The organism is Pseudomonas sp. VI4.1, from assembly GCF_002029345.1.
GTDB lineage: Bacteria > Pseudomonadota > Gammaproteobacteria > Pseudomonadales > Pseudomonadaceae > Aquipseudomonas.
The window spans coordinates 194,382-219,245 of sequence record NZ_MULM01000183.1 but is presented as its reverse complement, the minus strand read 5'-3'; the positions used below and the strand labels follow the sequence as shown (position 1 = coordinate 219,245).

The 24,864-nt window shown below is 61.8% G+C and carries 16 protein-coding genes and 3 pseudogenes; 13 read left to right on the top strand and 6 right to left on the bottom strand.

All coding sequences use genetic code 11. From position 1 onward, the window contains the following. Positions 1 to 4: 4 nt before the first annotated feature. The 7 genes from BZ163_RS31940 to BZ163_RS31910 all read left to right on the top strand — a co-directional run bounded on the left by BZ163_RS31940 (position 5) and on the right by BZ163_RS31910 (position 6,293). Positions 5 to 706, top strand: a complete 702-nt coding sequence (locus BZ163_RS31940; RefSeq protein ID WP_128874258.1) for an SDR family oxidoreductase — start codon at positions 5 to 7, stop codon at positions 704 to 706. A 205-nt stretch (positions 707 to 911) separates the two neighbouring features. Next, positions 912 to 1,616, top strand: a complete 705-nt coding sequence (locus tag BZ163_RS31935; protein ID WP_128874257.1) for a 3-oxoacid CoA-transferase subunit A — start codon at positions 912 to 914, stop codon at positions 1,614 to 1,616. Beyond that, the gene (locus tag BZ163_RS31930; protein ID WP_371916841.1) at positions 1,613 to 2,335 is read left to right on the top strand and encodes a 3-oxoacid CoA-transferase subunit B; all 723 of its coding nucleotides are present in this window, start codon (positions 1,613 to 1,615) and stop codon (positions 2,333 to 2,335) included. The genes BZ163_RS31935 and BZ163_RS31930 overlap by 4 nt, the downstream gene beginning before the upstream one ends. Beyond that, positions 2,332 to 3,207: an acyl-CoA thioesterase II gene (locus tag BZ163_RS31925; RefSeq protein WP_128874255.1), complete on the top strand. Its 876-nt coding sequence runs from the start codon at positions 2,332 to 2,334 to the stop codon at positions 3,205 to 3,207. Before BZ163_RS31930 ends, BZ163_RS31925 begins: the two co-directional genes overlap by 4 nt. A 134-nt stretch (positions 3,208 to 3,341) precedes the next feature. Next, positions 3,342 to 4,655 (top strand): MFS transporter, encoded by a 1,314-nt coding sequence (locus tag BZ163_RS31920; protein WP_128874254.1) that lies wholly within the window; start codon positions 3,342 to 3,344, stop codon positions 4,653 to 4,655. A gap of 5 nt (positions 4,656 to 4,660) precedes the next feature. Then, positions 4,661 to 4,939, top strand: a complete 279-nt coding sequence (catC, locus tag BZ163_RS31915; RefSeq protein ID WP_128874253.1) for a muconolactone Delta-isomerase — start codon at positions 4,661 to 4,663, stop codon at positions 4,937 to 4,939. 100 nt (positions 4,940 to 5,039) lie between these two features. After that, positions 5,040 to 6,293: an acetyl-CoA hydrolase/transferase family protein gene (locus tag BZ163_RS31910; RefSeq protein ID WP_128874252.1), complete on the top strand. Its 1,254-nt coding sequence runs from the start codon at positions 5,040 to 5,042 to the stop codon at positions 6,291 to 6,293. Between the two features lie 631 nt (positions 6,294 to 6,924). Here BZ163_RS31910 and BZ163_RS31905 read toward each other — a convergent pair. From BZ163_RS31905 to BZ163_RS31875, 6 genes and pseudogenes are all read right to left on the bottom strand, one after another. Next, complete coding sequence (locus BZ163_RS31905) at positions 6,925 to 9,252, bottom strand: penicillin acylase family protein (RefSeq protein WP_168187427.1); 2,328 nt, start codon at positions 9,250 to 9,252, stop codon at positions 6,925 to 6,927. A 136-nt stretch (positions 9,253 to 9,388) separates the two neighbouring features. Next, positions 9,389 to 10,219 carry an SDR family NAD(P)-dependent oxidoreductase gene (locus BZ163_RS31900; RefSeq protein WP_128874250.1) on the bottom strand — a complete coding sequence of 277 codons (831 nt, stop codon included), beginning with the start codon at positions 10,217 to 10,219 and terminating at the stop codon, positions 9,389 to 9,391. Positions 10,220 to 10,368: 149 nt separating this feature from the next. Beyond that, positions 10,369 to 11,542: pseudogene (locus BZ163_RS31890) on the bottom strand (acyl-CoA dehydrogenase family protein). Between the two features lie 22 nt (positions 11,543 to 11,564). Further along, positions 11,565 to 12,278 carry a histidine phosphatase family protein gene (locus BZ163_RS31885; protein WP_128874249.1) on the bottom strand — a complete coding sequence of 238 codons (714 nt, stop codon included), beginning with the start codon at positions 12,276 to 12,278 and terminating at the stop codon, positions 11,565 to 11,567. After that, positions 12,275 to 12,640 carry a DUF6285 domain-containing protein gene (locus tag BZ163_RS31880; protein ID WP_128874248.1) on the bottom strand — a complete coding sequence of 122 codons (366 nt, stop codon included), beginning with the start codon at positions 12,638 to 12,640 and terminating at the stop codon, positions 12,275 to 12,277. The genes BZ163_RS31885 and BZ163_RS31880 overlap by 4 nt, the downstream gene beginning before the upstream one ends. Beyond that, on the bottom strand, positions 12,637 to 13,695 hold the full coding sequence (locus BZ163_RS31875) for a phosphotransferase family protein (protein WP_128874247.1): 1,059 nt from the start codon (positions 13,693 to 13,695) through the stop codon (positions 12,637 to 12,639). Before BZ163_RS31875 ends, BZ163_RS31880 begins: the two co-directional genes overlap by 4 nt. Positions 13,696 to 13,938: 243 nt before the next feature. On the opposite strand from BZ163_RS31875, the pseudogene prpR reads away from it, so the two are divergent. From prpR to BZ163_RS31845, 6 genes and pseudogenes are all read left to right on the top strand, one after another. Then, positions 13,939 to 15,890: pseudogene (gene prpR, locus BZ163_RS31870) on the top strand (propionate catabolism operon regulatory protein PrpR). Positions 15,891 to 16,012: 122 nt separating this feature from the next. Further along, positions 16,013 to 18,688: a LuxR C-terminal-related transcriptional regulator gene (locus BZ163_RS31865; RefSeq protein WP_178110523.1), complete on the top strand. Its 2,676-nt coding sequence runs from the start codon at positions 16,013 to 16,015 to the stop codon at positions 18,686 to 18,688. A gap of 155 nt (positions 18,689 to 18,843) precedes the next feature. After that, a complete protein-coding gene (locus BZ163_RS31860) occupies positions 18,844 to 20,655 on the top strand; it encodes an acyl-CoA dehydrogenase (RefSeq protein ID WP_128874246.1) in 1,812 nt (603 codons plus the stop codon). 43 nt (positions 20,656 to 20,698) lie between these two features. Next, positions 20,699 to 22,810, top strand: a complete 2,112-nt coding sequence (locus BZ163_RS31855; protein ID WP_128874245.1) for a 3-hydroxyacyl-CoA dehydrogenase NAD-binding domain-containing protein — start codon at positions 20,699 to 20,701, stop codon at positions 22,808 to 22,810. A gap of 74 nt (positions 22,811 to 22,884) precedes the next feature. Next, positions 22,885 to 24,069, top strand: a complete 1,185-nt coding sequence (locus BZ163_RS31850; RefSeq protein ID WP_128874244.1) for an acetyl-CoA C-acyltransferase — start codon at positions 22,885 to 22,887, stop codon at positions 24,067 to 24,069. Next, positions 24,069 to 24,844: pseudogene (locus tag BZ163_RS31845) on the top strand (SDR family NAD(P)-dependent oxidoreductase). The gene BZ163_RS31850 and the pseudogene BZ163_RS31845 overlap by 1 nt, the downstream one beginning before the upstream one ends. Positions 24,845 to 24,864: the final 20 nt, after the last annotated feature.

Here is a 24,864-nt window from a genome sequence, read left to right as displayed (position 1 = left end):
CATTATGTCCAGAGAACGAATACTGATTACTGGAGGCGCCTCAGGTATTGGCGCCGCGATTGCTGAGCGTTGCATTAAAGACGGCTTCGAACCGGTGATTATCGACCGTATCGGAGATGGCCTTATTGCCGACCTCAGTAATGTGAAAGCCACCGCGCAGGCGCTGGAACAAGCGCTTGCCGGCGGACCTATCACCCGACTGGTCAACAACGTCGGCATGGTCTGCCCCAACAGCGCGCAAGAGCAAAGCCTTGAGGAGCTGGAGCAGGTCTGGGCACTCAACCTGCGCTGCTCGCTGCAATGCATGCAAGCCCTGTTGCCCGGCATGAAAGAGGCTGGTTTCGGGCGCATCCTCAACATGTCTTCACGCGCGGCCTTGGGCAAAGAGCTACGCAGCGCCTATGCCGCTACCAAGGCAGGATTATTAGGTATGACCCGGGTCTGGTCGCTGGAGCTGGGCCGCTTTGGTATTACGGCCAACGCTATCGGCCCTGGCCCGATTCGTACTGAATTGTTTGAGCGTGCCAATCCACCAGACAGCCCTCGCACTCAGGCCATCATCGATTCGATTCCCGTCAAGCGCCTGGGCATGCCGGACGATATCGCCCAGGCTGCCGCGTTCTTTCTAGACGCCCGAAGTGGCTTTGTCACCGGTCAAGTGCTGTACGTCTGCGGTGGAATGACGGTCGGCTTGGCGGGTGTTTAACGCCTTCGTCGAACGGCTGTTAATCAGCGGTTAATCAAGCCTTCCGAAGACCGAAATTGTGACTGCCCGCGGCGTTGGGCAAGCTGATCAGACCAGGCAGTTGAAGCGTCCGGGCCACGCACCCGACGCTTCAACTGCCTGTACCCCGCCTTTATCCCTGCGCTGGACGATAACGGTGGACGATCTCACAACAAGGACCACATTCATGATCGACAAGCTTTCCACCAGCGTACAGGCGGCTCTCGCTGATATTCCCGATGGGGCCACCATCGCCGTGGGCGGTTTCGGCGGTGCGGGCATGCCCGATGACTTGATTGAGGCGCTGATTGACCAGGGCGCTCGCGACCTGACGCTCGTCAGCAATAACGCGGGACAGGGTGATTCCGGTCTTGCTGCACTGCTCAAGGCGGGTCGGGTCCGTCGGATTCTCTGCTCCTATCCGCGCATGACCGGCTCTCACGTTTTCGAAACCCTGTATCGCGCCGGCAAGATCGAGTTGGAGATAGTGCCTCAAGGCAATCTGGCGGAGCGCTTGCGCGCTGCTGGCGTCGGTGTTGGCGCGTTCTTTACACCCACGGGCTTCGGCACGTTGCTGGCTGAAGGCAAGGAGACCCGCAGCATCAAAGGCCGCGATTATGTGCTTGAGTATCCGATCCACGTCGATTACGCCTTGATCAAGGCCGAGGCCGGTGATCGTTGGGGCAACCTGGTGTATCGCAAGACCGCACGCAACTTCGGCCCGGTGATGGCCATGGCGGCAAAAAACACGATTGCCTCCATTGAGCGCTTCTACGAGCTGGGCGAACTGGATCCCGAGACCATCGTCACGCCGGGAATCTTCGTCAAGCACCTGGTGTTGCGCCGCGACCCGGCCGGCGAATCAGCGACACTTCTAAATCGAGCGGGATGATTGGTATGGACAAGAATGTACGCATCGCCATGGCGCAACGAGTCGCGCGAGACATTACCGAAGGCTCTTATGTCAACCTCGGAATTGGCTTGCCGACCCTGGTAGCCAACCACCTGCCGCTGGATAAAGACTTCTTCCTGCACAGTGAAAACGGCGTGCTGGGCCGCTGGCAGGCCGCCGCGCCTGGCGAAGAAGACTGGGACATGATCAACGCGGGTAAAGAACCCATCGAGCTCGCCCCGGGCGGCGCTTTTTTCCACCATGCCGACTCCTTCGGGATGATGCGTGGCGGGCATCTGGATGTCTGCGTACTGGGCGCTTTCCAAGTGTCGGCCAGCGGTGATCTGGCCAACTGGCACACCGGCGCCGCGGATGCGATTCCGGCAGTGGGTGGCGCAATGGACCTGGCCATCGGCGCCAAGCGGGTCTTCGTCATGATGGAACATCTGGCCAAAGATGGTCGCAGCAAATTACTGCCAGCGTGTACCTACCCATTGACCGGGCTGGGTTGCGTGAGTCGTGTCTACACCGAGCTGGCAACGATGGATATCACCGCCACTGGCGTAAAAGTGCTCGAGTTGATCGGTGACATCACGCCGCAGGCATTGCAGGAAGTGACACAAGTGCCGCTGGACTTCAGTGCGATGACCCTGCGCGATGACTCGTCGACCTTGCACACGTCTTCGACCCACAGCGCTCTGGCGCCCCTGTGCCAATGAACAGCGAGCGCCGTTGGGACCAACGCGATCTCACTGAACTGCTGACCCTGGAACCGGCGGGCCAGCAAAACTGGCGTAGCTATGCCTATGACATCAATGCCAACGGCCGGGTCTATGGCGGTCAGATGCTGGGACAAGCGTTATGGGCCGCGGCGCAGACGGCGAACGGACGCAGCCCGAGCATGCTGCAAATGACGTTTCTGCAGGGTGCGCGTCCCCAAGACACTATCGAATACAGCGTCGAGGCGCTGCAAGATGGGCGACGTCTGTCCACGCGCCACGTCTATGGTGTCCAGGGTACAGGCCTGGTGCTCAGCGCCAATGCCAGCTTTCAAGTGGCACAGTCCGAACCCGGCGATCCGCACCAACTGCAGCAACCAATGCCTGCGCCGGAAAGCCTGCCGACCCTGGCTGAACTGGCCGAGCGTTACCCGCTGGACAGCGAGGCCGTGCAACTGCGTTTCAGTGCCCGACCGGTACTCGATATCCGGCTGATTCATCAGGATCATTTCGAGCGCCCCGCTGCGCGCCGCGACATCGCTTACTGGGTGCGCCTGAACCAACCGCTTGCGGCCGAAGGCTGCCTGCACCATGCGGCACTGGCATATTTGTCTGACGGTTGGCTGAACGCCAGCCTGGCGCCCGGGCAAGGAATGCTTGATCTCTGGCAAAACCATTACGTCAGCAACCTCAACCACACGCTGTGGTTTCACAGCCTGGAGATCGACGTCAATGAGTGGTTGCTGTTCGTCAACGATGCGGTGCGCAGCCTCTCCGGGCGCGGGCTGACCATGACTCACATCTATCGGCGAGACGGTCGACTGGTCGCCAGCATGGCCCAGGACTTATTGATTTCATCACGCAATGCCTGAGCTTTAGTCAGGCTGGAAGGCTAGGTTTCGCAAAGGTAAATGGCCGCAACGCGGTTACTGCTGCAGTCTGGATCACGGCTTCGCAGGCCCAAGGTCCCTCCAATAAAAAGTCCAATAACATGAAGGACGGCGATATGTTCGAATGGTACAAAACCGGCTCCTCACAAGAACGTAAAACGTTCTGGGCATGTTTTTCCGGCTGGGCGCTGGATACTTACGACGCCCAGATGTTCAGCTTTCTGTTGCCGACCCTGATGGCGGTCTGGCAGATATCCAAGGGCGAGGCCGGCATCCTCGGCACCGCCGCGCTACTCTCCGCGGCACTGGGCGGTTGGGCCGCGGGTATCCTCAGCGACCGCTACGGTCGGGTGCGGATTCTGATCTTCACCATCTGCTGGTTCACGCTCTTTGGCGTACTGGCAGGTTTTACTCAATCCTTCGAACAAATGCTGGTCGTGCGTACCCTGCAAGGCCTGGGCTTCGGTGGTGAATGGGCCGTGGGTGCGGCGCTGATGGCCGAGGTCATTCGTCCCGAGCATCGCGGCAAGGCGTTAGGTTTCGTACAGAGCGGATTCTCGGTGGGCTGGGCCCTGTCGGCGGTGGTGATGACTGCGCTACTGGCTTACCTGCCACCGGAGATGGCGTGGCGTGTCGCATTTTGGGTGGGGATCATTCCGGCTACGTTCGTGCTGTTTATCCGCCGCAACGTCAAGGACGCCGAAATTTTCAAGGAAGCCAAGGCCGCCAGTAACGAGAAGGCCTCGATCCTCTCCGCTTTCCGCCCTTCCGTGATCCGCTTGACCCTGCTGGGCGCCCTGTTGGTGACGGGGCTGCAGGCCGCCGCCTATACCATCATGGCGTGGCTGCCAACGCTGATGGTGCAGGTCCGCGGGCTGAAGCCAGGTCCAGTCGTCATCACGATGCTGATCATGTGCGCTGGTGCGTTCGCCGGCTTCGTCCTCACTGCGTACCTCTCTGATCGCTACGGGCGTCGACCTGCGCTGCTGGTCTTCTGCCTGGGCGCATGGATCTTCACCGTGGTTTACATGCTCGTGCCGATGAGCCCCACCGTATTGATGCTGATGAGCTTCCCTGTCGGCGCCTTCGCCACGGGCATTTTCGCCGTCGTCGGGCCCTTCCTGAGCGAGCTGTTCCCTACCCACATACGCACCACCTGCATGGGCTTTTCCTACAACCTGGGTAAATCCCTGGGTGCGTTGTCCATCGCGGGCGTCGGGGTTTTGTCTGAGCGTTTTGGCTTGGCGCAAGCGATCGGTGGCTTTTGCCTGGTGGCCTACGCCTTGGCCATTATCGCCGTGTTGCTGCTGCCAGAAACCCGCGGTGTGCGCCTGGAAGATGTCGACGCCAACCTGGGTCACAACCCGGACGATCACAGCGCCAGGGTGGCCGACCGTCCATTGATCAACAGCAATATCCAATCGGAGTAGAACTCATGCTTTATCACGTAAAGATGGACGTAAACATTCCTCGCGATATCCCTGCTGACACTGTGGAGGCGATCAAAGTCGCCGAGAAGAAACGCGCCACCGAGCTTCAGGAGGCAGGCAAATGGCCGCACCTGTGGCGAATAGTCGGTCAGTATTCGAATATCAGCATTCTCGACGTGGCCAGCAACGACGAACTGCATGCGCTGCTGTCCAGCCTGCCACTGTTCCCGTACATGACCATCCAGGTCACGCCACTGGCCAAGCACCCGTCCTCAATCATTTAAAGACCACGGCGGCCTTCGTGCCGCCGTACCCCCCTGCCTTTTTTGAAGCCTTTGGCTGCCCAACCAGCAGCTGCGGCTGACTGTCGCCGAGATCGCCCCGATGCCACAGCTGTTGCACCTCGAATCGCTGGACCTGGCTGCATTGATCCAACCGGGCGACACGGTCATGTGGGGGCAGGCCAATGCCGAGCCCCTGCCTTTGACCCAGGCACTGATGGCCCAGCGGCAAAAGATCGGCCGGTTCCGGGTGATGCTGGGGATCGCCAACAGCCCGACCTGTACACCCGAGCACGCCGATCACGTGGATTTCATCGCGTATTGCGGCGCGGGGGCCAACCGCCAGTTGGCTAATGCCGGGTTGCTGCAGGTGATGCCCAGTCACTATTCCGAACTACCGGACCTGATCAGCAGCGGTGCTTTGCGCATCGATGTGTTGATGCTGCAACTGGCGCCCGCCAATGCCGAGGGTCGCTACAGCCTGAGCCTAGCCAGCGAGTATTTGCTGCCCGCACTCGACAGCGCACGCCTGGTGATCGCAGAAATCAATGCTCGGGCGCCATGGACTTACAGCGACCGAACCTTGGACGACAATGATCTGGACGCCATCCTGTTAACCGATCGGGCGCCCATGGAAAATTCGCCCGGCCCTGTCCGGGAAAACGATCAACGCATCGCCAGGCATATCGCCGGACTGATCGAAGATGGCGCCACTTTGCAGATGGGCATCGGTGCCATACCCGACGCCGTCTTGAGTGCATTAGGCGACCATCGCCATTTGGGCGTGCATTCAGGCAGCCTAGGAGACGGCGTAGCGCGCCTGATGCAAAGCGGTGCTATCACCAACCAGCGCAAGACAGTCGACCGAGGCATCAGCGTTGGCGGTATTCTCATGGGAAGCAGCCTGCTGCATGACTATGCCCACCACAACCCGGCGATCCAATTACGCTCGACCCGCTATACCCACGATGCGCACGTCCTTGAGCGCATCGACAAACTGGTCGCGATCAACTCGGCCGTCGAAGTCGACTTGAGCGGTCAGGTCAATTCGGAGATGGCCGCGGGCAGCTACGTCGGCGCCATCGGCGGAGCGGTCGACTTTATCCGTGGCGCACGGCGTTCAAAAGGCGGACTGCCGATTATCGCGCTACCTTCTACCGCGGGCGGTCATAGCAGAATCGTGGTGAGGTTAAACGGCCCCGTCACCATTGCACGCAGCGACGCGGTCATTGTCGTCACCGAGTACGGCGTAGCAGATCTGCGCGGCACGACGCTCACTCAACGCGTCGCAAAATTGCTGGACATCGCCCATCCCGAACACAGGGCTGCACTTCAGGCGCAACTCGATAATGGGTAAGCTTTTCGATGATGCTGACTCTATCGAGGTCGCGCACCAGCGCGCGCCGCTTAATTTATTTCTGAGACAGCACGCCAGGAAAACACTGCTATATCTTCTTAGCTAAATTCGCTGGTTATTCTGGTTCAAAAGAGGACTCAACAATGAAACATATACTGATATGTGGATTGCTTTTGTCATCAATATCTTTCGGCCTTCAGGCTGCGGAGAGCGACTTGTGTTCGACGAATATCCAATCGCTCAAAGACAAGATGAACAGTGTCGCAACGACCGACCCCCAAGTTAAAAATCTGGTGACCCAGAGCGTCAAGGATGCCGAAAAGGCTAAGGCTGACGGGGACACTGATCAGTGCATTGCTATCACCTCAAGGGTTATATCGAAGCTTAACCTCTACAATAAATAACCAGTAAATCTACCGAAGTACTTGTTGAGCAAATCGCGCGCCTGGGTGCTGCTGGCCTGATGTAAGAAATTGAACAGGGGCCTCCCTGATTTGCTCGCCAAGTTCAGAATGCGATACTCGTAAACCGTCATGTGTCCCAACGGAGTGTTGCTGTCCTGTGCCTCACAGCGTATCGAGAAAATCAATCAGCGCCCTTCTCTGCACCCCGTCCAGGCCCAGCGGTTTCATCAGTAATGCAACGTCATGCTCGACTCAAGATTTGCCTCGACCTGCTCCTCGCTCAGCCAATCCTGCTTGCAGCCATGCTCACGATAAAGCGCCAACTGATCCGCCACATGCTTGTCCGCCTCTCCATTGGCCGCGACAAAACCGCTCTGACCCGGAGGCGCCGCAGAGCACATGCTCACCCCGTCGCGACCCAGGCTGACCCTGAAGGTTTCGCTGCCACGGTTCATGAACGGTGCAAGGGTGGGTTGTCGGTCTTTCGAAGCCCAAGGCACACCAATCGAGTTGACTGCGGCGAATCGCATGCTGGTCACCGGTGTGCGCCAGGCCTGCAGGTCTATGCCCTGGGTGGCTTGCAAGGATTTGATCGTGGAGCGCAGGACTTCCAGGACCACCGCATCAGGCGACTCTCCATTAAAGAAGTCATACCGCTGGGGAACGCTGGCTTGCTTGCCCTGCAGCGCATTCCACAACAACTTCGAGGCTTTCCCTGGCTGTGGCGAGGCACCGCTGTACTGGTCCGGGTAACCGGCCTGGGCATAGGTTTGAAAGATCTCTGCCGGCAGATCATCTTGCAATACCCGACTGTACATGGCCGGCAACCACGCCCGCATGATCGGCACCGCCGGGCTGTCATAGACGCCCTTGCCCTGATCGTCACGGCCTTGAAGATTCCACTGTTGCAGGATATCGGCGGCTTGGCGCGCTGGATCGGAACCCGGCAGGCTGCGGGTGGCCGCGACGATCGCAGGCACAAAATAGCGCGCGTTGAGGTCAGCAAATGCGCCACGGCGATCCACATTCCAGATGTCGTCCAGGCTGAGTTTTGCCTTGGCCTGCAAAGGCTCGATCAACTCGTTGACCCGATCGACATGGGAGTAGTTGGCACCGTCGGCGCGTAGGCCCGGTGCGGGTTGGTTGTTCCAGCTGACCAGATACCCCTGGTCCGGATTGTAGCTGCGCGGGTTGGCGTCAAAGGGCAGGAAACCTTGCCACTCCATGCTGCCATCACCCGATGCCGGAAACTGTACCGGCTGGTTGTCCGGGCGTTGTGGTTGCTTGCCCACCGCCACGTGCCCGATATTGCCCTGGGCGTCCGCATAGAACCAGTTGATGGAGACGCTGACCCGCTCGGCCTGAAGCAGAAACTCATCCCAGCTGCGGGCCTTGGCCAGGTTGGCCCACCCCAGCAGGCTTTCGATTTCACGCCCTTCCCAGCTGCGCTTCTGGCTGTAAGCCGTTTGATTGGGTACGTCCCAGGTACTGACAAAACCATGGACGGTCGAGTACACCTCAAGCGTGTAGGGCGCTTCGCCCTTCACCGCTATGGTCTCGATTCGCTTGTGCATCGGCGTGTAATGGCCGTCGTGGCGATACTCAAAACGATTCTGCGGGTTGAGTTGCTCTTGATAGACGTCGTTGGTGTCCAGGGACCCGACAGTCGATCCCCAGGCGATATGCCCGTTACTGCCGAACAGAATGGCCGGCAGGGCCACCGGGGTACTGCCGGTAAAGTCATAACCGGCCCCGTGCAAACCAACGCTGTAGGTGATACTGGGGTTGAACCACCCCTGCTGTGGACCGTTGAACAGCACTGTACGACCGTCCTGGCTTTTCGCCGGGGCAACGACCCAGGCATTGCTGGCGGTAGGCATGGCGTCCGCCGCTGCTTCACCTAAACGGGCGACCTGCAGGCTACGCCAATCCTGTGCCGCCGCGACCGACAAGGGCCGCAGGTTTTGCGCCGCATTGTAGTTTCGCAGCGGTCCGGCGGCCTTTGCCGAGGTCGTTGGTGCTTTCGGGTCCTCAAGCCAACGCATCTGGTCATACAGTTGTTGCCCAATCAGATCACCACGCGATGCTTTGAGTCGCTCCAGCAATTGCAGGTTGGCGACTTCCTGGGTACCGGCAAAAAATCGGTTAAGGATCAGCCCAACCCAGATATTGGCGACATCTTCAGCACTCCAGGGTGCGGGCTCGAAACCTTCCTCGACAAACTCTATCGGCAGCAAGCGCGGCTTGTCGGCCAGGACCTCCTTGATGCGAGCATTGAAACCCGCCGCGTAGCCTTCAAAAATCTGTCGGTCATCGGCAGGCAAGGCCTGCAATTGCGCGCGAATACTGGCGGGATCGAAATTTGAGCGAGTGGCCTTGTCGGCCTCCAGATAGCCCTTGCCCAGCACTTGGGCAACCGTGCCATTGCTGGAGCGACGGGCCATTTCCATCTGATACAAACGGTCCTGGGCAACCGCATAGCCATAACCGTAATACAGCCCACGTAGATCCTGGGCGTAGATATGCGGGACGCCGTAATGGTCGCGGATCGACAAAACATTTACTTTTATTGGCTTTAAAATGAGTTTTCAATCGCGCGCTGCTCACGTCAAAGCCACGTCGCGTCTCTGGGCTCGAGTAAACTTCGCGATCCCGGACCTCACCGCAAGCGGCAGCCCGGGAAGCGATGCTTCAGCGTGGGGTTTGGGTCGGACTGCGCTCGTCGAGGATGTCGCCCATGCGCATCTCGATCAGGCTCTTGATCTTTTGATGAGGCAGAATGTAGAAGCGGTTTTGCTTCACTGCATCAAGCGTAATGCGCGCGATGTCGGCCGCGCTGAGCCTCCCGGCCTGCGTCGCCTTGCGCACCTGTGCTTCGTACTTCTCCTTGAGTGGATTGGTGTCAGCCAATTCGGCCGGACGGTTTCGCCCGGCATCGGCGATGCCCGTCGGTACAAAGGCCGGGCACAGCACCGACACGCCGATCGAGGCGTTTTCCTCCTGCAATTCCAGCTGCAGGCATTCAGACATCGTCACCACCGCATGCTTGGTCGCGCAATAGATCCCGTTGCCAGGCACCGACAGCAGGCCGGCGACCGACGCGGTATTGACGATGTGGCATTGATCCTTTTGCGCCAGCATCCGCGGCACAAAACTGCGGATACCATGCGCCACGCCCATCACGTTGATGCCGATCATCCACGCCCAGTCCTGCACAGTCGTGGTCCACAGCGGGCCGCCGACCAGAACGCCGGCATTGTTGAACAGCAGGTGCGCGGCGCCGAAGCGCGCGTAGGTCGCCACCGCCAGCTGCTCGACCTGTTCGGCCTGGGCGACATCACATTTCATCGTCAGCACGTGCGTGTCCGATGGCAGCAAGTCAGCCGTGCCCTGCAGGTTTTTCTCATCGATGTCGGTCAACGCAAGGCGCATGCCTTCGTTGGCACAGGCAATTGCCAGTTCACGACCGAAGCCGCTGGCGGCACCGGTAATCACGGCGACTTTGTTGTGCAGTGGGTTCATGTTGGTTTAAACGTCCAGTCCGATCAGATAAGGGCTCGTGGCCCTCATCAAAAATTCATCTATAACGTGCTGCACAAGTGCCCTGCATCCACCGCTATCTCGCTGCCGGTCACGGCGCGACTGGCGTCGCAAGCGAGTAACGGCAGGGCTCAGGCAAAGTCCTTGTGGCCGTCGAGGATCTTTTTCGCCAGGCTCATGCGATGCACCTCGCTCGGGCCGTCGTAGATACGGAATGGACGGATGTCGCGGAAGATCCGCTCGACAACGGTTTCCCCCGTCACACCGCGGCCACCCAGAATCTGCACGCAGCGATCGACCACATGCCACAGGGCTTCGGCGCTCAGCACCTTGGTCATACTCGACTCGACATTGCCCCGACCGCCTTCGTCCAGCACCCAGGCGCAATGCCAGATGGCCAGGCGCGTGCTGTGCAGCGCCATCTGGTTGTCCGCCAGCATGAAGCCGACGCCCTGGTGTTCACCCAGGGTTTTGCCGAACGAATCGCGGGTTCGCGCGTAGTCGCAGGCGATATCGTGGGCCCGGCGGGCAGCGCCCAGCCAACGCATGCAGTGGGTCAGCCGCGCGGGCGCCAGGCGCACTTGCGCGTAGCGGAAGCCCTTGCCGACTTCGCCCAGCACATCGGTGGCCGCAATCCGCACATTTTCAAAACGCAGGATTGAATGGCCGCCTGCAAAGCAGCTGTCCAGGGTCTTGAGTTGCCGTTCGTGGATGATCCCGGGTGTGTTCATATCAGCCAGGAACATGGTCGCGGAGTCGTTCTTCCATGCGCGACATGATGATCGCGAACCCGGCACCGTCGGCCCCGGTAATCAGCCACTTCCGACCATTGATGACGTAGTGGTCGCCGTCACGCACGGCGACGGTCTTCATCATCGACGGATCGGAGCCGGCGCCAGGCGCAGGCTCGGTCATGGCAAAGCAGGAACGAATCTGCCCACTGACCAAAGGCCGCAGCCACCGGTCTTTCTGGGCCGGCGTGGCCACCTCGTCCATCAGGTGAATGTTGCCTTCGTCCGGCGCATGGATATTCAGCGCAATGGGGCCTAATGGTGAATAGCCGGCCTCCTCGAAGACGATCGCTTTGGCGAAGTGGCTCAAGCCTGCACCGCCCATTTCGCGACTGGCATGCGGGCACAGCAGACCGGCCTGACGGGCTTTGGCCAGCAGCTCTTGACGCAAGTCTTCGCTGGGGCCGTGAGACGTGAGCCGAGGATCGTTTTCGGTGGGGATCACCTGCTCGGCGATAAACGCGCGAGTCTTGTCGCGCAGGTCCTGCAATTCTTGGGGGATCGTGAAGTTCATGAGGGTCCTTGGTGCTATACGACTAGGGTCGTTGCTCAGTAAGAGGCGCGAGTTGCGCGTGGATGCGCTCCATCACGGTTTGGCGCTGGCCTGCCTTGGGGAGGTCGTAAGGCGTCAGGTTCACGACACGGACGTAGCGGCGCAGGATGCGGCCGGCCTGCATGTCGATATCGATGATGTTCAGACAGGCGTTGTCCTGCTCCAGGCCCGCGGCGCAACCGCGCGCGCCACCCAGGGCCCAGCCCAGCAGCAGGCGATTGACGGCGTCATGACTGACCAGCAGCAGGCTCTGCCAGTCGGGCTCGGCCAGGACCTCCTCGAAGCGGGCCATGATGCGGCTGTCGAAATCGCTCCAGCGCTCGCCGCCGATAAATCTGCCGTCAGGCTCGGCGAAACTGTCAAAGGCGTAGCTGACCTGCCGTTGCACCTGTTCAGGCGCAATCTCGCGCAGGCGGCCGGCACGCACTTCCCGTAGCTGCGCGCATGCCTGGAGCTCAATCGGCTGATCACCCAGCAACACTTCAGCGGTCTGCCGGGCTCGCGGGTAATCGGAGCACAGCGCACGGTCGAAACTGACTGACGCCAGCACCTGCGCCAGCTGGCGTACCTGATCTTCTCCCAGGGCAGAGAGCGGCACGTTGCGCGGATCCAACGGCTGGCCGGCGGGCGAAAAATAATCCACATGACCATGGCGTACCAGGTAGCAACGACGACGATAGACCGGCTGGGTATTCATTGGCCGAGCGCCTTCGGATTGCTGATGGACAGCCGCGCCCGGGTGATCGCCGAGAGCGCCGGGAACAGGCGATCCTGATCAGGCCCCGGCTCATCGAAACGACCCTGGCGGATAGCCTGGCAAAGGGCCTGACGGGCATCCGTCAGTGACGCCTCGCTATCGTCCAGCAGTGCCGCAAGCAGCTGAGCCTCGACGGCATCCGCACACTCGCCGTGACGGCACTCGCGCCCGGCAATCGCCATGGCATTGGCGACCATCAGCGCCTTGTAGCGCAAGCTGTCCGGTAGCTGCGGCAGTAACTCGCTGAGCAGGGTCTGGCGGGCAATCGCCAGCAGCTCACTCGCATCGGGACGGATGTTCATCGGCGCAACCCTCCAGTCAAACGCAATATGTCCAACTCCAGTTCGGGGATCAGCCTTCCCGTCAGCGCCAGTTCCAGCGAGGGCTCCTCACCGGACAAGTGCCGCTGGGCTTGTTGCAGGGCGATGACCGCCCAACGCAACGTGGCCATGACCTGCCAGAACACCAACTCGTCGCGCTCGAGACTGAGCGGGGAAACCTCGCTGTAACCGCGCATGAAGTGTTCCAGCGTACCGATGCCGCCGGCCTCCAGATCAGGTCGGGCGAACCGCCAGCAACGGGCGGTGAACCAGCCGATGTCTTCACGCGGATCGCCCCAACCGGTGAACTCCCAGTCCAGGACCGCTTGCAGCGTGCTGGACTCGGCCAGGTAGTTGCCGGTGCGGAAATCACCATGGAGCAAACACGGGGCAGAAGTTTTCGGCGCGTTTGCTTCACACCAGCGCAGCCCCCACTCCAGCACGGGCTGAAACACCTCAAGGCGGTCGATTACCACGCGGTGAGAGTCAATCGAAGCCTGCACCGATACCTGTTGCGGGTCGCCAAGGAAATCCAGTCGGGCCTGGGCAGGCAAGATGCGATGGATGCGCGCCAGGTTGGCGCCCAGGTCAGCCGCCAACTGTGGATCGCCTTCAGCGCCCAACTGGCTGGTGAGCCGGTGACCGGCGGCGATGCCGGACACCCACGCCATGATGAAAAATGCCCGCCCATGCACCGAGGCGTCTTCGCACAGCCAGAGTGGCTGCGGCACCTTGACGCCAGCACGGTGGACCGAGCTCAGCACCGCGAATTCCTGCGCGCGACTGAGGCTCTCCTGTACCGCCGACTGTGCGTCGCTGCGCAGGACCCAGCGCTGGCGACCCGCATACGGGCCGCCCTCCACGCTCACGTCCAGCAACCAGTTCTCCTGGATAGCGCCGCCAGACAGGCGCTGCTGCTGTTCAAGGGTGACCCGTTGCGCGCCAGCCTGGACGCAAAGGAAGGTTTCAAGCCGGGTTTGTTTCAGCTGTTCTTCGGGCTGCGGCACTGTCACCGCTGCTTCGTTCGGACCTCTCATGAATCGCCGCACCTGACTTGTTGGATTTATGTAGGAATTAAAGATGGCAGCTTCGCTTGAGCAATTGCCGGGCCAGTTTTTTCATCCCGTGGCGATAGAGGGTTCAACCCTCGGTAACACGGGCGCTCCAGCCATCCAGCCCGCTGCTGGCAGGACGTTGCATGAGCCCTCGACGTTGCAATCTGGAAACAACTCCAGTCATATATGACACCTACTTGAAACAGCAGAAAGAGCTCACTGGCCATGCAGCCCCGCCACCCCCGGATCATCGTCCTGATCAGCCACCTGGAGCACCCACTGCAACTGAGCCATCTGGCTCGGGTGGTGAACAGCGTGCTGCCTGAGTACTCGGCCGAAACCAGCATCCGGGTGCTGGACACCACCGTCGAGGAGGCCCTGCCACTGGCTCGCGAGCTGGAGAAAAACAACGAGGTTGAAGTGTTCGTCTGCGCAGGCGCTACCGCTGCCTACTTGCGCAGACACCTGACTCGCCCCGTCCTGTCGATGCGGGTGGGGGGCGCCGATCTGCTGCGAGCCCTGGAACAAGCGCGACTGCGCTCCCCGCACATCGCAGTCCTCAGTTACGCGCGGATCAACGCCGACCTCGACTCGATGGCGGCGCTGTTCACGGTGCAGATCCACCAGGCGTGTTACATCACGCTCGAAGAAGCCCGGCAGGCGGTCGAGCGCGCTCGCACCCTTGGCTGCCAGACAGTGATTGGCTCATCGACCGTGGTCGAACTGGCGGAACGGGCCGGCCTGCACGGGGTGCTTTCCTTGAGCCAGGGCACCGTGCGCAAAGCGCTGGAAGAGGCGCTGGGAATCCTGCACAGCCAGCGCATCGAGATCGCTAAACGCCGGCACCTGGACGGGGTGCTGCAGCACATTCCGACAGGCGTTGCCGCCGTGGACAACCTGGGCATCGTGCAATCGCTGAACCCTGCGCTGGAAGCGCTATTGGGTATGCCGGCAAGCCGGATGCTGGGCCGCCCCCTGCAGGAACTCTGCCCGGAACTGGCGTTGGACGAGGTGCTGCGCGGCGGCGTCGGCGAAGAAAACACCGTGATCCGCCTGGGCCAGCACATGGTCGTCAGCAATCTCCTGCCGATCCTGGAAGACGGCCAACGCACCGGCCTGGTGCTGACTTGCCAGGACACCTCGGCGGTACAACGCGCCGACCAGCGTATTCGTTCAACCCATCGCCCTGGCGGATTCTCGGCCAAATACCGCCTTGAGCAAATCAGCGGCAATAGCCAGGCCACCCGACAGATGCTGAAGCTGGCCGAGCGCTACGCGGCGACCGCCTCTACCGTGCTGATCACTGGCGAAAGTGGCACCGGCAAGGAGTGCTGGCGCAAGGCATCCACAATATCAGCAGCCGCCAGCGTGGCCCGTTCGTCGCGATCAATTGCGCGGCTTTTCCCGAATCGCTGCTGGAAAGCGAACTGTTCGGCTACCAGGAAGGCGCCTTCAGCGGCTCGCGCAAAGGCGGTAAACCCGGCCTGCTCGAAGCCGCCCACCGCGGCACGCTGTTCCTCGATGAAATCGGCGACATGCCGGTCTCACTGCAGACCCGCCTGCTGCGCGTTCTGCAAGAGCGCGAAGTCCTGCGCCTTGGCGCGACAGAACCGATCAGCATCGACATCCGCATCATCGCTGCCACCCATCAGGACCTCTCTCAAGCCATCGACGCCGGGGAATTTCGCAGCGACCTCTACTATCGCCTGAACATCCTGCGCCTGCAGACGGTGCCGCTACGGGAGCGCAGTGAAGACATCGCCCTCATTGCTCGCGACATTGTGCATCGCCTGAACGGTGACAATCCTCCTTCGCCATTGCAAGCGCGACTGCTGGACGCACTGTTGCCCAACCTCATGACGTATCACTGGCCCGGCAACATCCGCGAACTGGAAAACATCATCGAACGCGCCACCCTCTCGGCCCAGGATCTGTTGCAAGGCACAGCGATCGATGACCTGGGCCTCGCCCTGGTGATCCCCGAGTTGCTGAACCGTCAGACCTTGCCCCAGGCTCCGGACCCGGCAGCAGCGGCAATCACCGATTTGAAAAGCGTCGCCAAGGAAAAAGAAAAGCAGTACGTACAGCAAATGCTCAAAGCCTGCGACGGCAACTTGGCGCAAACGGCGACTCGACTGGGCATCAGTCGATCTACGCTTTGGCGGCGACTGCAATAGCAACGGCGTCGCTGCTGCGCTGACGCAAGCCTGGCTCGACACAGGGCGCGCTCACCGGGCGGTTGCTATTTGCAGGCACAGCACAATAAAGTCGTCCGATAGCAGAGTGTGGGAAATACACAATGGCGCTGAACCAACCCTCGATCCAACCGAGCAAATTGCGCTCGGCGCCCTTACCCTCCCGCGCAATTGTGCGACCGCAGTTGCTGCAGCGCCTGCAGGCATCCGCCGAACGAGGTTGCCTGCTGACCCTGATCGCCACCCCCCTCGGTTATGGCAAGAGCACCCTGCTTGCCCAGTATGCCGCCAGCCTGGGCGAACCCTGGGCCTGGTACCGCTGTGATGCCAGCGACAACCAGCCGCTGAGTTTTCTCGCGCACCTGAGCAGGCTCCTGCGGCTGCCCTTGCCGGAGCGTTCGCTGAGCACCCATGATGAGCCGTCACTCTGGGCCGCGATCCTCACGGACCTGGAACAGCGTCATGAACGCTTCACGCTGTTCTTCGATGACTTGCATCTGTTAAGGGCCAAAGGGGCTTGCCGCTACCTGGACGAATTGCTGCGGCACGCCCCTCCCCACCTGCGGCTGATGGCGGCCTGCGAAGGTACGCCGGCCCTGCGTCTCACTCATCTGCGGCGGGACGATCGGCTGCAGATACTGGACGCGCAGAGCCTGGTACTCGACAGCATGGAGGTCCGGGAACTGGCCACCGCACGCGGTGTGGCGCTGAGCAGTGACAGCGGCTACCACCTGTTGGCTGCCAGCGAAGGCTGGATCAGCGGCATTCTGTTCGGCCTTGGCAACCATGATCAACATGCGCACCCGATCACCCACGAGTCTGCGGAAACAGGCGTGACGGCTCTCGCAAGTGTCGACTACACCGCCCGGTTTCTGCAGGAAGAAGTGCTGCGGCACCTGCCCAATGAGCTCCTGTCCTTTCTCGAGCGCACTTCGGTCGTCAACACCTTCGACGGCGAACTGGCCGTCAAACTGAGTGGGCAGAGCAACGCACCTCGGTTGATTCAACAATTGCAGCGCCAGGACGTGTTTATCCAGCAACGCTGTGGCGAACGCTTGCCCTACAGCTATCACCCAATGCTGCGGCGCACCCTGTATCAGCGCCTGCGCCGCCGAGATCAGCCACAACTTTTGCGCCTGCACCGGATGGCCGCGGACTGGCTGCAGGAACAATGCTGCTATGCCGAAACGGTTTATCAATTAGGGCGCGCCAGAGAGTTCAACCGCCTGCTCGCGGTGATCGAGCACCACAGTTTCGACCTGTTGCGCGAAGGCCGGGTCAAGTCCATCGTCGACTGCCTCGCCGATGTGCCGGGCGAGATCGGGATCGATCATTTCACCCTGGCAATCACCGAAGCCAGTACGCTCATCGTCACCAACGACATTGGCCGTGCGAGCGTCTGCATGGCGCAACTGCAGCGTTTGTTGCACCGCCAGGTGATCCCTGAAAAGCACCCGGAGCGTGTGCATCAGACCCTGGCTTTCCTGCGCAGTCGCCTGGCCTTTCTGGGGGGCAACTTCAGCCACGGCCTGGACATTGTCGACAAGGCGCTGGCGCAGTATCCGCAAACCAACGCGGCTACCGCGGTGCTGCTGTTCAATCGCGCCAGCGGCCTGTTTGCCCTGGGACAATTGCAGGCGGCCCGACAGGACGCGCAGCGCGCCTTGACGGAACTGCAAACGCTGGCGCTCAGCGGCTACACCAACAGCGTGCAGATGCTGCTCGGCCAGATCGAATTGGCCCAAGGTACGCCCGAACTGGCCCGCAAGCGCTTCCTCGCGCTCGACCAGCCGCTGCCCGCGAACATACCCCGCAGCTTTTATGACCTGTACCGGCATCTGGGGCTGGGGTTGGTCCTGCTGCAACAAAATCGCCTGGAACAGGCAACCCAATGCCTCAACCAGGCGGAGGTCATCGCCTTGCATTTTCCGCATAGCGCGGGCTTGCCATGGGTCCTGCACTACCAGGCGTGCACCTTGGCGGCGCAAGGCAACCTGCCCCAGGCCCGCGAGCGCTGGGATGAAGTCCGGCGACTCGCTCGCGAGTTCAAACTGTATGCCCTGTATCGCCAGGCCAACGCCTGTCGCGCCCGGCTTGCGGTGCGCGAGGACGATCAAGCCTTCATCGCCCAATGGCTCAAGGACTGGCATTGGTGCCAGCGGCGCTATGGCCATGAGCTGCAACCCGAAGAGTGGCTGGCGTATGCCTGGGTCCAGCGTTATCTGGGCCAGCACCAGGCCGCCCAGAGCATTGTCGGCAACCTGCAGGAGCAAGCGCGGGCGGAGGATAATCAGCAACTGCAGGTTGACCTGTATCTGCTCCAGGCCACCCTGCATGAAGATCACGACGAACGCAGCGCCACCCTCGCCGTGCTCGAACAGGCGATGCAATTGGCAGCCCGCCATGGCTTCGGTCAATTGCTGCAGCACGAAGGTCGCCCATTTGGCGAGCTGTTCAAGCAACTGCTCAACCCCGCTACCCGGCGCCAGCTTGAACTGCAACAACCCCTGCCGTCGCGCGAACAGTTGATCTTCCTGCCGCGCCCCCCGTCCATCCCCGGGGCCGCTGAAACGCCCGGGTTACTGGAGCCCTTGACCCGCCGCGAGCAGGACGTGCTGCGCCGAGTGGCCCGGGGCCAGGGCAACCCGCAGATCGCCGAAGGCCTGTATATCAGCCTCAGCACGGTCAAGACCCATATCAACAACCTGTTCCGCAAGCTGGATGCCAGCGACCGCGACAGTGCCTTGCAAGCGGCACGCACCTTGAAATTGATCGACTGAGGTTCGCGCCTCCACCCTCATCAAAGCGGCTCCACCCCTAAATCCACCTCAGGTAGGACGCGCGGAACATCGACGCCTGCTAAAAAGTCGAGCCATGCGCTGCCTGATGGATCCCTCGTCCATGGCACGTCTTCCTGCATTCGACGAGAGCCGCCATGACTGACCTGTTACTCAATGAACGCGACCTGAGCTTTCTGCTGTACGAACTGCTCGACACCGAGGCGCTGTTGCAGCGCCCTCGTTACGCCGATCATGATCGCAACGTGTTTGCCGCGACCCTGAACACCGCACGCCAAGTGGCAGCGCAGTATTTCGCCCCGCACAACCACAAGGGCGACAGCCAGGAACCGACCTTCGACGGCCAGCGAGTGCAGGTGATTGCCGAAACCAAGGTGGCCTGGAACGCGTTTGCCGAGGCGGGTTTCCTCGCCGCTCACCACGATTTCGCGGATGGCGGCCTGCAGTTGCCAGAAGTGCTGTTACGGGCATGCATGGCCTATTTCAATGCCGCCAACATCTCGACTGTCGCCTATTCGTTCCTGACAATTGGCGCGGCCAACCTGGTGAGCAATTTCGCCAGTCATGAGCTGCGTGAGCGCTTCTTGCCACCCATGCTCGATGGCCGCTTCAGCGGCACCATGGCACTCACCGAGCCTGGCCAGGGCTCGGCACTGGGTGACCTGAGCACCGTGGCGCGACCCGCAGCCGATGGCAGTTACCGGGTATTCGGCCAGAAGATGTTCATCTCCGGGGGGGACCACGAACTGACTGAAAATATCGTGCACCTGGTGCTGGCCCGTATTGAAGGGGCACCGCCTGGGGTCAAGGGTATTTCGCTGTTCCTGGTGCCCAAGTTCCTGGTCAATGAAGATCAGAGCATCGGCCCGCGCAACGACGTGGCGCTGGCGGGCCTGCTGCACAAAATGGGCTACCGCAACACCACCTCCACGGTGCTCAATTTCGGCGAGCAAGGGGGTGCCGTCGGCTATCTGCTGGGCGAGGCTCACAAAGGCCTGGGCTATATGTTCCAGATGATGAACGAGGCGCGCATCGGTGTCGGCCTGGGCGCGGCCAGCCTGGCCGTTCAAAGCTATCTGCATGCACTGGATTACGCCCGCGAACGCCCGCAAGGTCGCTTGCCGGACAGCAAAAATCCGCTGGCACCGCAGGTGCGGATCATCGAGCACGCCGATGTACGCCGCATGCTGCTGCAACAAAAGGTCTATGCCGAGGGCAGCCTGGCCCTGTGCCTGTATGCCAGCTCGCTGGTTGAAGATGCCCACAGCGCCGCGACCCCGCAAGCACGCCACGACGCCGCTGAATTGCTCGATCTACTCACCCCCATGGTCAAGTCCTGGCCGTCGCGCTACGGCGTGATTGCCAGCGACATTGGCATTCAAGTCCTGGGGGGCGCGGGTTACACCCGTGAATACCCACTGGAGCAGTACTACCGCGACAATCGGCTCAACCCCATTCATGAAGGCACCGAAGGCATCCAGGGCCTGGACCTGCTGGGACGCAAACTGGGTCCAAAGGGGGGCGAGGGCTATCAACTGTTTCTCGCCGTCGTGCGCAACAGCCTGGTCGAGGCCCGCGACGATGCCGTCTGCGCACCACTGGCCGGGGCGCTGCAAGAGGCCCTGGGCATCCTTGAACGGGTCACTACTGACCTGCAGGCCCAGGTCGCTGCCGATGCCACCGCCGGCCTTGCCAATGCCACCGCCTACCTTTACCTGTTCGGACGGGTGCTGGTGGGCTGGCTATGGCTACGCCAGGCGCTGCTCGCCAGTCGCGCACTGAACCAGCCGGGGCTGAGCGCCGACAACAGCGAAGCCCACTTCTATCAGGGCAAATTACAGGCTGCCCGCTACTTCATGGACTGGGAGCTGGCGCCGCTCGAGGCCTGTGCGCGGCTGTTGAGCGCGGGTAATCGCCTCTGCCTCGACATGCAGGACCGCTGGTTCTGAAGCCATTCCCACACGCATTTCAACGATTGCAAGGAGACGCTCCATGAGTGCCCTGATCCACTATCAAGTCGACCATCAAGTGGCCCTGATCGGCCTGTCTCACGCGCCGGTCAATGCACTCGGCCAGGCCATGCGTGCCGAGCTGCTGCAAGCCTTCGAGCAGGCGGCCGCCGACCCGGCCGTGCACGCCATCATCGTGCACGGTCACGGCTTGCCCTTCAGTGCCGGTGCCGACATCAACGAGTTCGGCCATTCGGCGGCGTTCGCCAGCCCGCACCTGCCTGCCATACTCCAGCGCCTGGAGCAACTGGACAAGCCGCTGATTGCCGCGATCTCCGGCCTGGCCCTGGGCGGCGGCCTGGAACTGGCCCTTGCCTGCGGCTACCGCATCGGCGAACCCAATGCCCGTTTTGGCCTACCGGAAGTCAAACTGGGGCTGATCCCTGGCGCCGGCGGCACCCAGCGCTTGCCCCGCCTGATTGGCGCGGCACAGGCACAGGAGATGATCGCCAGCGGCCAACCGATCGATGCCCGGCAAGCATTGGCGCAAGGCTTGCTCGAACGCCTGGCCGGCAGCGCCGAGAGCCTGCTGGACGAGGCTCGCGCATGGGCCAGGGAACTGCTCGCCAGCCACGCCCCGGCCCGCCCTTGCCCTGCCTATCCGAATCCGGCCAGCGGCCTGCCGGATAATTTTTTCATTCAATACCGCAGCGCCAACGAGCGCCGCTGGAAAGGCCAGCTCGCCCCACAGCAGGTGCTGGCCGCACTCGAAGCCGCCTGCACCCTGCCGCTGGCCGAGGGCCTGGCGCAAGTGGCCGAACTGTTTCGGCAAGTCGAATCGTCCAGCCAGTCGGCATCCCTGCGGCATGTGTTTTTCGCCGAGCGTGAAGTGGGCAAGCTGCCGGGCGTGGATGCCCGGACGCCGATCCGCCCCATCGACAAAGTCGCCGTCATTGGCGCTGGCACCATGGGCGGCGGTATTGCCATGTGCTTTGCCAACGCGGGTATTGCGGTCACCTTGCTTGAGCTCAAGCCTGAAGCGCTGGACCGTGGCTTGCTACAGATCCGCAACAACTACCAGATCAGTATCAAGCGCGGCAAGTTGACCGCCGAGCAACTGGAACAGCGCATGGAGCTGCTTCACGGCACCTTCGACTATGCCGACATCGCCGATGCCGACCTGGTCATCGAGGCCGTATTCGAAAGCCTGGCCGTCAAGCAGCAGGTGTTCCGTACCCTGGATGAGGTGTGCAAGCCTGGAGCCATCCTCGCCAGCAACACCTCGACCCTGGATGTCGATGCCATTGCTGCTGTCACCCGCCGCCCGCAGGATGTCGTCGGCCTGCACTTCTTCAGTCCGGCCAACGTGATGCGCCTGCTGGAAGTGGTGCGCGGCCAGGCCACGGCAGCCGATGCACTGGCCACCACGCTGAAGATCGCCAGGCGCATCGGCAAGATCCCGGTGGTGTCCGGTGTGTGCTTTGGTTTCATTGGCAACCGCATGCTCGAACCCTACTCCCGCGAAGCTCATCGCCTGTTGCTCGAAGGCGCCAGCCCGGCACAGGTGGACAAGGTACTGACCGACCTCGGACTGGCCATGGGCCTGTTCAGCATGTCCGATCTGGCCGGCATCGACGTTGGCTTCCTGGTGCGCGAATCACGCCGTGATGTGATCGAGCAAGACCCCGGCTATTGCAAGGTCGCCGACGCACTCTATGCCCTCGGTCGTTACGGACAGAAAACGGCGCGGGGCTTCTACATTTACCAGGGCCGCGAGCGCCTTGAAGACCCCGAGACAGTCACGATTGCCGAGGACATCGCAGGCGACCTGGGGATTGAACGACGCGCGATCAGCGACCAGGAAATTCATGATCGGTGCCTGTTCATGCTGATCAACGAAGGCATCCAGCTATTGGACGAAGGCATCGCTCAACGCAGCAGCGATATCGATCTGGTCTGGATCAACGGCTATGGCTTCCCGGCCTGGCGCGGCGGCCCGCTGCACTATGCCGAGACACTCGGCCTGGATGTGCTGCTGAGCCGCATCCAGCACTACCGCCAGAGCCTGGGGGCTTACGGCCGGATGTGGCTGCAGCCTGCCCCGCTGCTCGAGCGCCTGGTCGCCGCCGGCAAGACCCGGATCGAGAAAATCTGATCATCGAACGGCGCTGATCTTTTTTGTGCGGCCATCAACCGATGGCGCCCTCACCCTGCACAGGACATTTGAAAATGCGTGAAGCCGTCATCCTTTCCACCGCCCGCACGCCGATCGCCAAAGCCTTTCGAGGCGCGTTCAACAACCTGAAATCGCCGAGCATGGCCAGCTACGCCATTCGCGCAGCCGTCGAGCGCGCCGGTATCGAAGCCGACGAAATCGAGGACCTGGTGATGGGCACCGCCATGCCGGCCGGGACCGCCGGCTGGAACCTGGGCCGCATGGCCGCATTGGCGGCCGGCCTGCCCACCAGCGTGAGCGGCCAGACCCTGGACCGGCAGTGCGCCTCGGGCCTGATGGCTATCGCCACCGCCGCCAAGCAAATCATGGTCGACGGCATGCAGGTCACCCTGGGCGCCGGCCAGGAACACATCAGCCTGGTGCAGAATCACCATATGGAATGGGCCATGGCCGAGCAGGATGCGCAGGTCGTCCGCAACGCCGTGCATGCCTATATGCCGATGCTGCAGACCGCCGAATGGGTCGCCCAGCACTACGGCATCAGCCGCGAAGCCCAGGATGCCTATGCCCTGCAGTCACAACTGCGCACCGCCGCGGCCCAACAGGCCGGGTTGTTCAGCCACGAGATGGTGTCGGTCACCACCACCAAGCAAGTGGTCGACAAGGCTACCGGCGCCGTCAGTCACGAGCAGGTCACCTTGCACCAAGACGAAGGCAATCGCCCGCAGACCGTGCTGGGCGACCTGAGCAAACTCAAGCCGGTGATCGACGGCGGCTGCATCACTGCCGGCAACGCCAGCCAACTGTCGGACGGCGCCAGCGCCTGCGTGCTGATGGATGCGCGCCTCGCCGAGCAGCGCAACCTCAAGCCGCTGGGCCTGTATCGCGGGATTGCCGTGGCCGGCCTGGCCCCGGAAGAAATGGGCATCGGCCCGGTGCTGGCGGTGCCCAAGCTGCTCAAGCAACAGGGCCTGCGCGTTGACGATATCGGCCTGTGGGAACTTAACGAGGCCTTCGCCTGCCAGGTCCTGTACTGCCGTGACACCCTGGGCATCGATCCGGACAAACTGAACGTCAACGGCGGTGCGATCGCCATCGGCCACCCTTACGGCATGAGCGGCGCACGGATGGTCGGCCATGCCCTGCTGGAAGGTAAACGGCGCGGTGTGAAATATGTGGTGGTGACCATGTGCGTCGGTGGCGGCATGGGTGCGGCCGGCCTGTTCGAGGTGCTGTGATGGACATTTTCAACAGCTTTTCCCTGGCTGGCAAAACCGTACTGGTCACCGGCGCCTCCAGTGGCATCGGCGCGCACCTGGCTCGAGTGGCGGCGCAGGCTGGCGCCCGAGTGGTGCTGGCGGCCCGGCGCCTGGAACGTCTGGGCAACGTGGCTGAAGACATTCAGCGCGAAGGCGGCCAGGCCCTGGCCGTGACACTCGATGTCACCGATCGGGCCAGCGTCGAGGCCGCCTTCGATGCTGCCGAGGCGGCATTCGGCGTGGTCGACGTGCTGCTCAACAACGCCGGCATCGGTAACGCGCAACAGGTGCGAGCGTCAGCGAGGAAGACTGGCGGCAGATGCTCTCGACCAACCTCGACGGGGTCTGGCGTGTCGCCCAGGTCGCTGCGCAACGCCTGGCCAAGGCCGGGAAGCCCGGCAGCATCGTCAACATTGCCTCGATCCTGGGCTTGCGGGTCGGCACCGGCCATAGCCACTACTGCACTGCCAAGGCCGGCGTGGTCCAGCTGAGCAAGTCACTGGCCCTGGAACTGGCGCGCTATCAGATTCGCGTCAACGCCATCGCACCGGGCTACTTCAAGACCGAAATGAACGACGACTACTTTGACAGCGACAAGGGCCAGGCTTACATCCGCGACAGCGTACCCCTGCGCCGCCTGGGTGAGCTGCGGGAACTGGAAGGGCCATTTCTGCTGCTGGCCAGCGACGCCGGCGCTTTCATGACGGGTGCAGTGTTGACCGTGGATGGCGGGCATCTGGTCAACCCGCTGTAATCGGTTGACCGGGTATTGCG